This window comes from Microbacterium insulae (assembly GCF_042677065.1).
Classification (GTDB): domain Bacteria; phylum Actinomycetota; class Actinomycetes; order Actinomycetales; family Microbacteriaceae; genus Microbacterium; species Microbacterium insulae.
Window position 1 is genome coordinate 439,000 of sequence record NZ_JBHTII010000002.1, and the last position, 12,500, is coordinate 451,499.

At 70.0% G+C, this 12,500-nt stretch carries 13 protein-coding genes; 2 read left to right on the plus strand and 11 right to left on the minus strand.

Translation table 11 applies throughout. The features are described 5' to 3' along the window. Nucleotides 1-4: 4 nt before the first annotated feature. From ACFQ0P_RS14720 to sufB, 11 genes are all read right to left on the minus strand, one after another. The gene (locus ACFQ0P_RS14720) at nt 5-826 is read right to left on the minus strand and encodes an ABC transporter ATP-binding protein (protein WP_204979399.1); all 822 of its coding nucleotides are present in this window, start codon (nt 824-826) and stop codon (nt 5-7) included. Then, entirely contained in the window at nt 823-1,842 is a 1,020-nt protein-coding gene (locus ACFQ0P_RS14725) for a FecCD family ABC transporter permease (RefSeq protein ID WP_204979400.1), read from the minus strand. The genes ACFQ0P_RS14720 and ACFQ0P_RS14725 overlap by 4 nt, the downstream gene beginning before the upstream one ends. Continuing rightward, nucleotides 1,839-2,849, minus strand: coding sequence for a FecCD family ABC transporter permease (locus ACFQ0P_RS14730; RefSeq protein WP_204979401.1), 1,011 nt, complete (start codon nt 2,847-2,849; stop codon nt 1,839-1,841). Before ACFQ0P_RS14730 ends, ACFQ0P_RS14725 begins: the two co-directional genes overlap by 4 nt. Further along, the gene (locus ACFQ0P_RS14735) at nt 2,846-3,790 is read right to left on the minus strand and encodes a siderophore-interacting protein (protein ID WP_204979402.1); all 945 of its coding nucleotides are present in this window, start codon (nt 3,788-3,790) and stop codon (nt 2,846-2,848) included. The genes ACFQ0P_RS14730 and ACFQ0P_RS14735 overlap by 4 nt, the downstream gene beginning before the upstream one ends. Nucleotides 3,791-3,844: 54 nt before the next feature. Then, the gene (locus tag ACFQ0P_RS14740) at nt 3,845-5,218 is read right to left on the minus strand and encodes an MFS transporter (protein WP_204979403.1); all 1,374 of its coding nucleotides are present in this window, start codon (nt 5,216-5,218) and stop codon (nt 3,845-3,847) included. Then, nucleotides 5,218-6,366: a MalY/PatB family protein gene (locus ACFQ0P_RS14745; RefSeq protein ID WP_204981433.1), complete on the minus strand. Its 1,149-nt coding sequence runs from the start codon at nt 6,364-6,366 to the stop codon at nt 5,218-5,220. Before ACFQ0P_RS14745 ends, ACFQ0P_RS14740 begins: the two co-directional genes overlap by 1 nt. A gap of 86 nt (nt 6,367-6,452) precedes the next feature. Beyond that, nucleotides 6,453-6,782: a metal-sulfur cluster assembly factor gene (locus ACFQ0P_RS14750; RefSeq protein ID WP_204979404.1), complete on the minus strand. Its 330-nt coding sequence runs from the start codon at nt 6,780-6,782 to the stop codon at nt 6,453-6,455. A gap of 9 nt (nt 6,783-6,791) precedes the next feature. Continuing rightward, a complete protein-coding gene (gene sufC / locus ACFQ0P_RS14755) occupies nt 6,792-7,586 on the minus strand; it encodes a Fe-S cluster assembly ATPase SufC (RefSeq protein WP_204979405.1) in 795 nt (264 codons plus the stop codon). Nucleotides 7,587-7,602: 16 nt separating this feature from the next. Continuing rightward, nucleotides 7,603-7,932: a non-heme iron oxygenase ferredoxin subunit gene (locus ACFQ0P_RS14760; RefSeq protein ID WP_204979406.1), complete on the minus strand. Its 330-nt coding sequence runs from the start codon at nt 7,930-7,932 to the stop codon at nt 7,603-7,605. Further along, nucleotides 7,929-9,119, minus strand: a complete 1,191-nt coding sequence (sufD, locus tag ACFQ0P_RS14765; RefSeq protein ID WP_204979407.1) for a Fe-S cluster assembly protein SufD — start codon at nt 9,117-9,119, stop codon at nt 7,929-7,931. Before sufD ends, ACFQ0P_RS14760 begins: the two co-directional genes overlap by 4 nt. Further along, complete coding sequence (sufB, locus tag ACFQ0P_RS14770) at nt 9,119-10,537, minus strand: Fe-S cluster assembly protein SufB (RefSeq protein ID WP_378772672.1); 1,419 nt, start codon at nt 10,535-10,537, stop codon at nt 9,119-9,121. Before sufB ends, sufD begins: the two co-directional genes overlap by 1 nt. Nucleotides 10,538-10,796: 259 nt before the next feature. On the opposite strand from sufB, the gene ACFQ0P_RS14775 reads away from it, so the two are divergent. After that, a complete protein-coding gene (locus tag ACFQ0P_RS14775) occupies nt 10,797-11,912 on the plus strand; it encodes a COX15/CtaA family protein (protein ID WP_378772675.1) in 1,116 nt (371 codons plus the stop codon). Between the two features lie 151 nt (nt 11,913-12,063). Continuing rightward, complete coding sequence (locus tag ACFQ0P_RS14780; protein WP_204979409.1) at nt 12,064-12,450, plus strand: dinucleotide-utilizing enzyme; 387 nt, start codon at nt 12,064-12,066, stop codon at nt 12,448-12,450. Nucleotides 12,451-12,500 lie beyond the last annotated feature (50 nt).

Here is a 12,500-nt window from a genome sequence, read left to right on the forward strand (position 1 = left end):
GACGTCAGGCCTCGTCCGCAGGCGCATGCGCGCCGCCGGGAACGGGAATGACGAGGGGTGTGGAGGTGAGCGGATCGGGGATGACGAGCGCGTCGAGGTCGAATGCCTGCGCGACCACCTCTCGCGTGAGGATGTCGGCGGGCGCGCCGTGCGCGAGCACCTTGCCCGCGCTCATCACGACGAGATCATCGGCGTAGCGGGCGGCGAGGTTGAGCTCGTGGAGCACGACGACGATGGTCGTGCCGTCGGTGCGATTCAGAGTGCGCAGCAGGTCGAGCACTTCGATCTGATGGCTGAGGTCGAGGAAGGTGGTGGGTTCGTCCAGCAGGAGCACCCGAGGCTCCTGCGCGAGTGCCATGGCGATCCATACGCGCTGGCGCTGGCCGCCCGAGAGATCCCCGACCGGGCGATCGGCCAAGGCTGCGACCCCGGTCTTCGCCATCGCGTCGTCGACCCGCGCGGTGTCGTCGGCGCCCCACCTCTGGAACACTCCGCGGTGAGGATGACGCCCGCGGGAGACGAGCTCCGCGACGGTGAGCCCATCGGGGGCAGTGGGATGCTGCGGCAGCAGTCCCACGCTCTGCGCGAAGCGCCGACGGGACAGGGTCGCGACGTCGGCGCCGTCCAGCTCCACGGACCCGGCCGAGGGCGTGTTGACACGAGCGAGGGCACTGAGGAGCGTCGACTTGCCGCAGGCGTTCGCGCCGATGATCATCGTCATCCGTCCCGGCGCGAAGTCCAGATCGAGCCCCTCGATGACGGTGCGCCCGGGATACCCGGCGGAGAGCCCGCGGGCACTCAGTCGCGCGGTGGAGGCGGAGGTCACAGGTTCCGTCCTTTCGACGTGGCGAGCAGCCAGAGCAGGAAGAGCGCGCCGATCGCACCGGTGACGACGCCCACGGGCACGGACTGCCCCGGGATCGCGAACTGGGCGACGAGGTCGGCGGCCGCGAGCAGGGCGGCGCCGACCGCGGCGCTGGTCCCCACGCCGATCGCTCCGTGACCGAGGAGCGGGCGTGCGATCGCGGGGGCGCACAGGGCGATGAACGAGATGGGACCGACGAACGCGCACGTCACCGCCGTGAGCACGACCGCCGTGACGACGGTCACCACCCGCACCGTCGAGGTGCGGACACCGAGCGAGGCAGCAGTGGCGGCACCCATCTGCGTGAGGGGCAGCCATCGTGCGGACGCGACGACCGCGGGCACCGCCAGCGCGACGACGACGGCGACCGTGGCGACGTTCCACCAGGGAGTTGAGGCGAGACTGCCGGTGAGCCAGATCAGTGCGAGCTGAGCCAGCTCCACCTGAGCACGGACCATCAGGAAGTTCGTGACCGCGACGCACAGGAATGCCACCCCGACGCCCGCGAGGATCAGCCGGTAGCCGCCGTCCGCGCGGTGGCGTCCCGCCAGGAGCAGGAAGGCCGCCACGACGTTCCCGCCGGCGAAGGCCGCGACCGCGAGAAGCGGGCCGCCCCACCCGAGGATGAGCAGGGCGAACACCGCCGCGGCACCCGCGCCGCCGCTGATTCCGAGCAGGTCGGGTCCGGCCAGCGGGTTGCGCAGCAGCGACTGCAGCAGCGCTCCCGCCGCGCCGAGCGCGGCACCGACGAGGAGCGCCATCGCGAGCCGCGGCAGCCGCACCTGGAAGACGACGTACGTCTGCGCTCCGTCCCCTCCTCCCCACAGGGTCCGCCACACCTCGGCGGGGGCGATGGGGTAGTCGCCGAGCGACAGCGTGACGACGGCGAGCACCACCACGACCCCGAGCACGGCGCCGACGACGACACCGCGCCGGCGAGCCACGCGGGCGCGGATCTCGAGCACCGAGGCCGTCACAGGGTCACCTTCCCCGGACGCAGCACGAGCGAGATGAGGACCGGAGCCCCGACGAACGCGACGACGAGGCCCGCCTGGACTTCGCCGGGGAGAGCGATGACGCGGCCCAGGATGTCCGCGGTCAGCAGGACGATCGCCCCCGCGGGCGCGCCGATCGCGAGCAGCCAGCGGTAGTCGCCGCCCACGAGGGCGCGGAGCGCGTGGGGCACGAGCAGTCCAACGAAGACGATCGGTCCCGCGATGGACGTTGCGCCGCCGCACAGCAGGACCGTTGCGACGATCCCGAGTGCGCGGGTGCGGGCGACGCTGTGCCCGAGACCGGTCGCCGTGTCATCCCCGAGCGCCAGGAGGTCCAAGCCGCGCGCCGAGGTGAAGGCGATGATCGCACCGACGAGGATCGGCACGGCGACGACGGCGACCGTGTCGAGACCGCGCACCGTGAGTCCCCCGACCTGCCAGTAGCGGAAGACGTCGAAAGCCGTGATGGATGTCGTCAGCACGAGCGTGGTCACCGCGGTCAGACCGGCCGTGACCGCCGCCCCGGTGAGCGCGAGCTTGGCCGGACTCGACCCGTCGGGGCCGCGGGTGCCGATCACGGCGACGATGACCGCGGCGACCGCAGCGCCCGCGAATGCGAACCACACGAATCCCGAGGGGGCCGTGATGCCCCAGATCGTGATGGCGCCGAGGACCGCGACGGAGGCGCCGGCGTTGATGCCGAGGAGTCCCGGATCGGCGAGCGGATTGCGCGTGAGTCCCTGCATGAGCGTGCCCGCCAGGGCGAGCGCCGCCCCCGCGAGCACTCCGATCACGGTGCGCGGCACGCGCTGCGTGAGGATGACGATGTGGTCGGCCGAGTCCGGGTCGGGGTGGAGGAACGCTTCGAGGACCACCGCGGGAGCGACTCCGCGCGCCCCGATCATCAGGCTCGCCAGGATCGTGACCGCGAGCAGAGCGACGGCCGCGGCCAGCAGGAGACGCCCGCGCCGTGCGCGAGCCGTGATCATTCCTGTCGCTCGGACTGACCGAGTCGCCAGTACCCCATGAACGCGACGCGCTTGCGGTCGACGCCGCACGCCTGGACGAGGTGTCGGCGCAGGCCCTTCACCATCGCCGCCTCCCCCGCGATCCACGCGTAGAAGTCTCCCTCGGAGTCCTCGGGGCTGTCCCACAGCAGCTCGACATCCACGTCGACATCGGCGAGCTCCTGCGCACGCGGGGCCGCGGCACGCGCGAGGACCTCGGGCGAGGACCGCGTCCATGCCGACACCGCCTCGGCAAGCGACTCGCCATGGTCGCGTGCGTCGCGTGCGATCCAGCTCACGCGAAACGAGTCCGGCAGGTCGAGCGTCAGCCGGTCGGCGTCGGTCGGAACCTCGATGTACGCATCGACCTCGTAGTCGTCGTCGAGCGACTCCAGGATGCCGCTGATGGCGGGTGCGGCGGTCTCGTCTCCGGCGAGCAGCACGCGCCGTGCCGTGCCCGGGTGCCAGTCGAGTCCGAGACGGTAACCGTCGCTGCGCTGGTCCGGGCCCACGATCACGATCTCCTGCCCCACGGCGGCGCTCTCGGCCCAGGTGCCGGCGGGGCCGGCGTCGTGGTGCACCACGAAGTCGATCTCCAGACGGCGGGCCGAGGCATCCACCCTCCGGACCGTGTAGGTGCGGAGTGCCCCGCGCTTCATGGTGGGAAGGGCACGCCAGATGGCGTACCAGTCCCCCGCCGCGATCACCGCGTCGTCGTGCTGGCCGATGTCGCTGAGTGAGCCGTCGGCGAGCGGGAGGATGAGCTTGACCCGCTGGTCGAGGCCCGCCGTGCCGAAGACGTCGAAGTCCTCCCCCGTGAACGTGACACGGACGAAGTGCGGCGAGAGGCGTCGCACATCGGCGACGGTCGCGGCATACGGCCGATATGCGGGACGCGTGGCGACGGCGGTCGAAGAAGTCACAGGGTAAGGCTAGCCTTACCTCTCCTCCTCCTCAAATCGGGTGTCACACGAATGTCACGGTCTCCCGGACACCTCACGTGCGTGACCCAGGCGGAGGCCCGGAACGAGCCCGAGGAGCGTGAGGAGAGCCGCGATCGCGAACACGGCCGGGAACGCGGCATCCGTCCCCGCCAACGCCGTGAAGACGAGCCCCATGGCGGCGATCGTGCTCGCGGCCCCGACGGAGTCGGAGATCGACAGCGCCGACGAGTTGAAACCCTGGTTCTGCGGCGTCGAGTAGGCGAGCGTGAGCACCGTAAGCCGTGGATACATCAGCCCCATGCCGGCGCCCGCGAGCGCCCAGCCGGCGATCAGCACCCACGGCGGCAGAAGGAAGAGCGCAGTGATCGCGGCGAACCCGGTCGCCGACAGCAGCAGCACGGAGCCGATCAGGGTGATCCGGGTGTTGCCGAGTCGATCGCCGTAGCGCCCCTGCACGTCGGCCGCGGTCGCCCACAGGAGCGCCGCGCTCGTGAGCCCGAGCCCGGCCCAGGTCGGGGAGAAGCCGTAGTGGTCGATGAGGAGATAGGGCACGTAGATCTCCGCGCCGAACAGCGCACCGGCGATGAGGCCGCGCATGAGCACGACGCTGGGCAGCCCCCGCGCCGCCCGGAGGGTTCCTCGCGGGAGGAGCGGCCGTGCCGCGAACGCGATGACGACGACGGATGCCGCCACCACCGCCCACGCGTACGCTCCCGCCTCGCCCGCGAGGCTCAGCGCGAGTGCTCCCGCGGCGACCGCCACCGCGCACGCCAGCCGCGGCGCGACGCGTCCGTTCGCCGGATCATCCGTGTCGAGGGGCCACGCGTGCAGGCGCAGCACGACCATCGCGAAGGCGACGAGGGTGAGAGCGGCGACCCCGAGGAAGACCCACCTCCAGTGGAGGAACTCCGTCACGGCGCCGGCGAGGAACGGGCCGATGAGCGAAGGGACCACCCACGCCGCCGAGAACGCGGCGAAGACCCTGCCGTGCAGCGCGGCCGGATACACCCGCGCCACCACCACGTAGAGAGCGACGGTCTGGCCGCCCGTGCCGAGCCCCTGCACCAGGCGGCCGGCAACGAGCCACTCCATGCTCGGCGCCAGGCCCGCGATGACCAGGCCGAGCACGAAGAGCGACACGGCCGTCGTCAAGGGCGCCAGCACTCCCCCGCGGTCGCACCACGCGCCTGCGGCGACCATGCCGATCACGCTCGTCGCCAGCGTGCCCGCGAAGGCGACGGCGTAGAGGGCGCCGCCGTCCAGATCGTCGCTGACGACGGGCATGACGGTGGTGATGGCGAGCGATTGGATCGCCGCGAGGAAGATGAGTGCGACTGCGCCGACCGTCACCCAGAGGTACTTCGACTGCCACACGCCCGTCGAGGTGTCGACGGGTGCGGAGGCCATCAGACCAGGCTACCCACCCTCCGGACGGCCTCGGTCAGCACTTCGGGTGCGCACCCGAAGTTGATCCGGACGTGCCCGCGCCCCTCGCGACCGAAGTACGGCCCGTGGTGGAGCGCGACCTTCGCGTCCTCCCGAATGCGAACGGCCGGGTCCTCACCCCACCCGAAGGCGCTGAGGTCGACCCAAGCGAGGAATCCCGCGTCGGGGATGCGATAGCGCGCCGCGGGAAGATGCTCGGCGAGGAGGTCGGCGAGGCGGATCCGGTTCGCATCCAGCGCCGAGAGCTGTGCGTCCAGCCACGCATCGCTCTCGGGGGCGAACGCGGCGACCGACGCGATCGCGCCGAAGAGCCCCGTCCGCCATTCCACCTCGTCCGGAAGGGACCGCACGACGCGGGTCGTCCTGTCGTGAGCGGTCACCATCAGCGCGCACTTCAGGCCGGCGAGGTTGAAGGCCTTGCTCGCGCTCGCCACGACGTAGCCGACGCGCGCGGCGGCGGGCGACGCGGACAGGAACGGCGTGAAGTCGACTCCGCGGTGGGTCAGCGGTGCGTGGATCTCGTCGCTGACCACCGCCGCACCGTACCGGTCGGCGAGCTCCGCGAGAGCGGCAAGGCTCTCGCGCGAATGCACCGTGCCGGTGGGATTGTGCGGGTTGCACAGCAGGACCGCCCGCGCGCCGCCCGCCAGGGCCGCCTCGATCTCCGTGAGGTCGAGGCGCCACCCCGAGCCTTCGTCGATCAACGGCACACGCTCGACGACCGCACCCGCCTCCGGCACGACGTCGAAGAACGGCGGGTACACCGGCGGCGTCACCACCACGCGGTCTCCGGGTGCCGTGACGCGACGGAGCAGCTCGACCACGGCCATCATCACGTCGCACGTCGTGCGGATACGGCCGGGATCCACCGTCCAGCCGAACCTGCGGTCCGCGAATCCGGCGTAGGCGAGGGCGACGCCGGGCTCGGGCGGCGTATAGCCGGTGTCGCCCAACTCCACCGCGCGCCCCAGGGCCCGGCGGATCGCCGGCGCCTGCGGGTAGTCGGTCTCGGCGACGAAGAGCGGCAGCACGTCGTCCCCGTATTTGCGCCACTTGGTGCTCGACCGCTGCCGGAGCAGGTCGATGGGAAGCGCCTCGAGGGGGGTGATCACGTGCACCCGACGAGGCTAACGACGGCGACGGATTCCTCGCCGCGGCGTGTCCTTGTGTTGCAGCGGCCGGGTCCGCGAACGCGTCAGATCGCGAAGCCGAGGGCCCGCATCATGTCGCGCCCGTCGTCGGTGATCCGCTCCGGACCCCACGGCGGCATCCACACCCAGTTGATGCGGAACCGCTCGACGACGTCGTCGAGCGCCTGGGCCGTCTGCTCCTCGAGGACGTCCGTGAGGGGGCATCCTGCCGAAGTGAGGGTCATGTGGATGACCAGCGCGTCGTTCTCGTCGTCCCAGCCGAGGTCGTAGATGAGACCGAGGTCGACGACGTTGATCCCCAGCTCGGGGTCCATGACGTCCTTCAGGGCCTCGGTGACCTCGTCGTACTTCTCGGGTGTGAGCGTTGCGGTCATGTAACGATTCTAGGCGTCAGCGACGGCGGGCGCCTCGGCGGGCTCCTCGACGCCTGCGGGCAGGTAGCGGTCGTAGCCCTCGTCCTCGAGCCGATCGGCCAGTTCGGGACCGCCCTCCTCGGCGATGCGACCCGCCACCATCACGTGCACGTAGTCGGGCCGGATGTAGCGCAGGATGCGGGTGTAGTGCGTGATGAGGAGCACTCCGAGACCGGTCTCCTCCTTCGCGCGGTTGACGCCTTCGGACACGACCTTCAGCGCGTCCACGTCGAGACCGGAGTCGGTCTCGTCGAGCACGGCGATCTGCGGCTTCAGCAGCTCGAGCTGCAGGATCTCATGGCGCTTCTTCTCGCCGCCGGAGAATCCCTCGTTGACGTTGCGCTGCGCGAACTTCGGGTCCATGCGCAGGTTCTTCATCGATGACTTGACGTCCTTGGTCCAGGTGCGGATCGCGGGCGCCTCGCCATCGATCGCGGTCTTGGCCGTGCGCAGGAAGTTCGTCACCGTCACGCCGGGGATCTCGACCGGGTACTGCATCGCGAGGAACAGCCCCGCGCGGGCGCGCTCGTCGACCGACATCTCGAGGACATCCTGGCCGTCGAGCGTGATCGTGCCGCTGGTGACGGTGTACTTCGGGTGGCCTGCGATCGTGTAGGCGAGGGTCGACTTGCCCGAGCCGTTGGGGCCCATGATCGCGTGCGTCTCGCCGGTGCGGATGGTGAGGGTGACGCCGTTGAGGATCGGCGTGACGCCGGCATCCGTCTCGACCGTCACGTGCAGGTCTCGGATCTCGAGGACAGACATGATTTCAATACCTTCTTCAGTTCGCTTCGAGCGTGACGGCTGGGTCGATGAGCACGTCATCGCCGTCGATGGTGACCGCGAAGACCGGGACCGGCTCGTACGCGGGGAGGTTGAGGGGCTTGCCGGTGCGCAGGGAGAACGCCGAGCCGTGGGCCCAGCACTCGAGCGTCTCGCCGTCGACGAAGCCGTCGGCGAGCGAGATGTCACCGTGGGTGCAGGTGTCGCCGATCGCGTGGACTTCGCCGTTGGAGTCGAGGACGACGGCGATCGCGACGCCGTCGAGCTCGACCCGCCGAGCCTCGTCCTGCACGAGATCGCTGAGGGCGCAGGCGCGCTGTGCGGTCATCGCTCGACCACCTGCGCGAGTTCGGCCTCGACGGCCGTCGACAGCTCGGCTTCGATCTCGGGCACGCCGATCTTCTGGATGATCTCGGCGAGGAAGCCGAGCACCACGAGGCGACGGGCCTCGTCCTCGGCGATGCCGCGTGCCTGCAGGTAGAACAGCTGCTCATCGTCGAAACGACCCGTTGCGCTGGCGTGACCTGCGCCGCGGATGTCGCCGGTCTCGATCTCGAGGTTGGGGATCGACTCCGCGCGCGCTCCGTCAGTCAGGACGAGATTGCGGTTGGCCTCGTACGAGTCCGTGCCGACGGCATCCGGACCGATCAGCACGTCGCCGATCCAGACGCTCCGGGCTGCCGCCCCCTGGAGCGCACCCTTGTAGAGGACGTCGCCGACGGTCTCGGCCCCCTTGTGGTGCAGGTACACCTGGCTCTCGAGGTGCTGCCCGGCGTCGGAGTAGCTGAGGCCGTACAGCTCACCCCGCGAGCCGGTACCCGCGAGTTCGACGCTCGGGTTGACCCGCACGACATCACCGCCGAAGCTCACCACGATGTGGCGAAGGGTCGCGTCGCGCTCGACCCGAGCCTGGTGCGACGCCGCGTGCACCGCGTCGTCGTCCCACTCCTGCACCGAGATCACGGTCAGGTGGGCGCCGGGCCGCACGATGATCTCGAGGTTCTGCGCGTGGTGCGCCGAGCCGGTGTGCCGGAACACCAGGGTCGCATGCGAGTTCGCCTGAGCCTCGATCACGACGTGCGCGTGAGCGAGCCCGCCGGTGCCGCGGAGATTGACGATGACGGGCTCGGACAGCTCGGTTCCGGCAGGGATGCGCATCAGCGGCGCCTCGGTCTCCTGCTTCCACGCGATCGCGGCAGGAAGATCCTCGGGTCGGAAGACCTCGCCACGCGGTGCCTCACCGTGCGTGAGGCGCTCCTGAACGAGACCGTCGGGCGCCGAGATGTCGACCTCGATCACGCCGTGGCGGCCGGTCTCGTCGGAGAACAGCGGTGTCAGGCGGTCGATCGGGGTGTGCTTCCAGTTGACCTCGCGGCCGCTGGGCACCTCGAAGGCGGCGGGGTCGAACGAGTGGAAGCGCTCGGAGCGGGTCTGGATCGGCACGAACGCGCCGGCACCATCGGTGTGGCCCTGCGCGCCGGGGATGGTGGCAGGGGCCTGGGTCACGGAACTCACTAGCCGACGGATCCTTCCATGCCCATCTCGATGAGCTTGTTCAGTTCGAGTGCGTACTCCATGGGCAGCTCGCGCGCGATCGGCTCGATGAAGCCGCGCACGATCATCGCCATCGCCTCGTCCTCGGGGAGGCCGCGGCTCATGAGGTAGAACAGCTGCTCTTCGCTCACCTTGGAGACCGTGGCCTCATGGCCGAGCTGCACGTCGTCGACGCGGATGTCGATCGCCGGGTAGGTGTCCGATCGCGAGATCGTGTCGACGAGGAGGGCGTCGCACCGCACGGTGTTCGCCGAGTGATGCGCGTTGGCATCGACGCGGACCTCGCCCCGGTAACCGGCACGGCCACCGCCACGGGCGATCGACTTCGAGACGATCGAGGACTGCGTGTAGGGCGCCATGTGGATCATCTTGGCGCCGGCGTCCTGATGCTGCCCCGGCCCGGCGAAGGCCACCGAGAGCGTCTCGCCCTTGGCGTGCTCGCCCATGAGGAAGATCGACGGGTACTTCATCGTGACCTTCGAGCCGATGTTGCCGTCGATCCACTCCATCGTCGCGCCCTCGTGCGCGACGGCGCGCTTGGTGACGAGGTTGTAGACGTTGTTGGACCAGTTCTGGATCGTCGTGTAGCGAACGCGCGCGTTCTTCTTCACGATGATCTCGACGACGGCCGAGTGCAGCGAGTCGCTCTTGTAGATCGGGGCCGTGCAGCCCTCGATGTAGTGCACGTACGATCCCTCGTCCGCGATGATCAGCGTCCGCTCGAACTGACCCATGTTCTCGGTGTTGATGCGGAAGTACGCCTGCAGAGGGATCTCCACGTGCACACCGGGCGGGACGTAGACGAACGAGCCTCCCGACCACACCGCGGTGTTGAGGGCGGCGAACTTGTTGTCGCCCGCCGGGATCACGGTGCCGAAGTACTCCTCGAAGAACTCGGGGTGCTCGCGCAGCGCGGTGTCGGTGTCCATGAAGATCACGCCCTGAGCCTCGAGCTGCTCGTTGATCTGGTGGTACACGACCTCGGACTCGTACTGCGCCGCGACGCCGGCCACGAGGCGCTGGCGCTCGGCCTCGGGGATGCCGAGGCGCTCGTACGTGTTGCGGATGTCCTCGGGAAGCTCCTCCCAGGAGCCCGCCTGCTTCTCCGTCGAGCGGACGAAGTACTTGATGTTGTCGAAGTCGATCTCCGACAGATCGGCACCCCACGTCGGCATGGGTTTGCGGCCGAACAGCTGCAGTCCCTTCAGCCGGGTCTTCAGCATCCACTCCGGCTCGGCCTTGAGAGCCGAGATGTCGCGGACGACCGCCTCGCCGAGCCCTCTCTTCGCGCTCGCACCGGCGGCGTCGGGGTCATGCCAGCCGAATTCGTAGACCCCCAGGCCTTCGAGTTCCGGTCGATCGATCAGCACATCAGACATCGTCACGTTCTCCTCCGGGTCCTGCGGTGTCATCCGCCCCGGCATTCCGGCTCCTCCGGTGGAGTTACCGGAGGGGGATGCCGCTCGTGGGCCCTCTCATTCGGCGCCGATCTTCGCGCCTAGACTGTCAGTAGTCGCCGCGCCCGTACCTCCCGGTCGAGTGCGCGCGACCGACCCCTCGATTCTACAGGTACCGCTCCGCACCGGGAGCCGCATGCCGCGGCCGTCCCGAAGCGGCGCCCATGAGAAAAGGCGCAGATTGTCCTCCTCGACGCGTCCCGGCCGCTGGCTCCTGCTGCTGGCGTGGCTGTCGTTCATCGCCGAAGTCCTCATCATCGGCACGGGCGGAGCCGTGCGGCTCACGGGGTCGGGGCTGGGGTGCTCCGAGTGGCCGCTCTGCACGCCCGAGTCGCTCGTTCCCACTGCGGAGCTCGGTATCCACGGCGTCATCGAGTTCGGCAACCGCACGCTGACCGGAGTGGTCGGCCTGCTCGCCCTCGCCGTCCTCGCGCTGACCCTCCTGCACCTCCGCGCGCGTCGCGAGCTGCTCCTCATCGCGTCGTTCGCTGCGGGCGGAATCGTCATCGGCGCGGTCGCGTACTTCGTCGCCGGCGCGCTGGGTGCACCGGGATTCGTCGTCTTCAACGCCGTGCTCCTCCTGGCGGTCATCGCCGCTGCCCTCGTCACGGTGCCGCGGATCGGCGCGCGACGGGACCTCGTCGTCCTGGCGTTCATCGTCGTGGGCGGAGTCGTGGCGCAAGCACTCGTCGGCGGCATCACGGTGTTGACCGGCCTCAACCCCTTCATCGTCGGGTTCCACTACGTCTCGTCGGTTCTGCTCGTGATGGTCGCGAGCGCGTTCCTCGTGCGCGCCTACGAGGTGCCGGGCCCCCGCGAGTCGGCAGCACCCCGGTGGGTTGCGATCCTCACGTACCTGACCGCGATCGCGCTCGGCGCGACGCTCGTGTTCGGCGTGCTCACCACGGCGAACGGCCCTCACTCCGGCGATGCCGATGTGATCCGCAACGGCTTCGACGCCTCACTGCTCGCCCACATCCACGCCATCCCCGGCTATGTGCTCGTCGGACTCCTGCTGCTTCTCGCCGTCGCGGGCGTCGTCCTGCGGCTGCGCCTGCGCCGTTGGGCGATCGCGCTGCTCCTCGTCATCGTCGTCCAGGTCGCCGTCGGCGTCTATCAGGCGCGCGAAGGCCTGCCGCCGCTCGCCGTCGGCATCCACATGGTGCTGGCCGCCCTGTCTGCCGCGGCGATGACCGTGGTGGTTCTGCGGCTGAGGCGGCCGATCGCGTCCGAGGGCTCCTTCCTCGCATCGGCGGCGGCTTCGTCGGAGATCCCGAGCGTCGCAGCGGGCCGGTGATCCGACGGCGGATTCCGCAATCGCCTGGGCGTCTCAGGAAGCCCGCCGGGCTTTCATAGGGAGTTCATCGGAACCGCCGAGGTCCTGTCCATGCGGGCGCGAGAGGGTGGCGGATGCCGCGGCCGACCGTGCCGCGCATGAGGAGTGAAACATGCCCACCCGCCCCCGCCTGGTCCGCAGCATCCCGTTCTGGGCTCTCGTGGCCGCCTCGCTGTTCACCGCCCTCACGGGCGCGGTCCTCCTGGTCGACAAGCTCGGCGTGATGACCACGACCCTCACCGACGGCTCCGCCACCGGTGTCGAGGTGTACGTCGGCCAGTCGATCGCCGGCCTGGGTGCCACGTTGCTCGGCGCCGGCGTCGTCGGCATCCTGATCGCGCTGGCGGTCGCGTCGTTCGCGACCCTCCGCCCGTACGCGCCGGTGGAGGTCGTGGAGCCCATCGACCGATCGGGCGAGCCCGAGACCGCTCCCGCCGAGCGCCCGAACGCCCCGATCGCCGAAACCACCCCTACCGAGGATCTCAGCGCGACGCGCTGACCCGCCTGCGAGAGGGCGCTCGTCCGGATCACCGGACGAGCGCCCTCTCG

Coding starts and splice junctions, on each gene's coding strand:
- ACFQ0P_RS14750 (WP_204979404.1), bottom strand. CDS start 6,782: ATGACCGCAACGCTCACACCCGAGAAGTACGACGAGGTCACCGAGGCC.
- ACFQ0P_RS14760 (WP_204979406.1), bottom strand. CDS start 7,932: ATGACCGCACAGCGCGCCTGCGCCCTCAGCGATCTCGTGCAGGACGAG.
- sufC (WP_204979405.1), bottom strand. CDS start 7,586: ATGTCTGTCCTCGAGATCCGAGACCTGCACGTGACGGTCGAGACGGAT.
- sufB (WP_378772672.1), bottom strand. CDS start 10,537: ATGTCTGATGTGCTGATCGATCGACCGGAACTCGAAGGCCTGGGGGTC.
- ACFQ0P_RS14740 (WP_204979403.1), bottom strand. CDS start 5,218: ATGGCCTCCGCACCCGTCGACACCTCGACGGGCGTGTGGCAGTCGAAG.
- ACFQ0P_RS14730 (WP_204979401.1), bottom strand. CDS start 2,849: ATGATCACGGCTCGCGCACGGCGCGGGCGTCTCCTGCTGGCCGCGGCC.
- ACFQ0P_RS14780 (WP_204979409.1), top strand. CDS start 12,064: ATGCCCACCCGCCCCCGCCTGGTCCGCAGCATCCCGTTCTGGGCTCTC.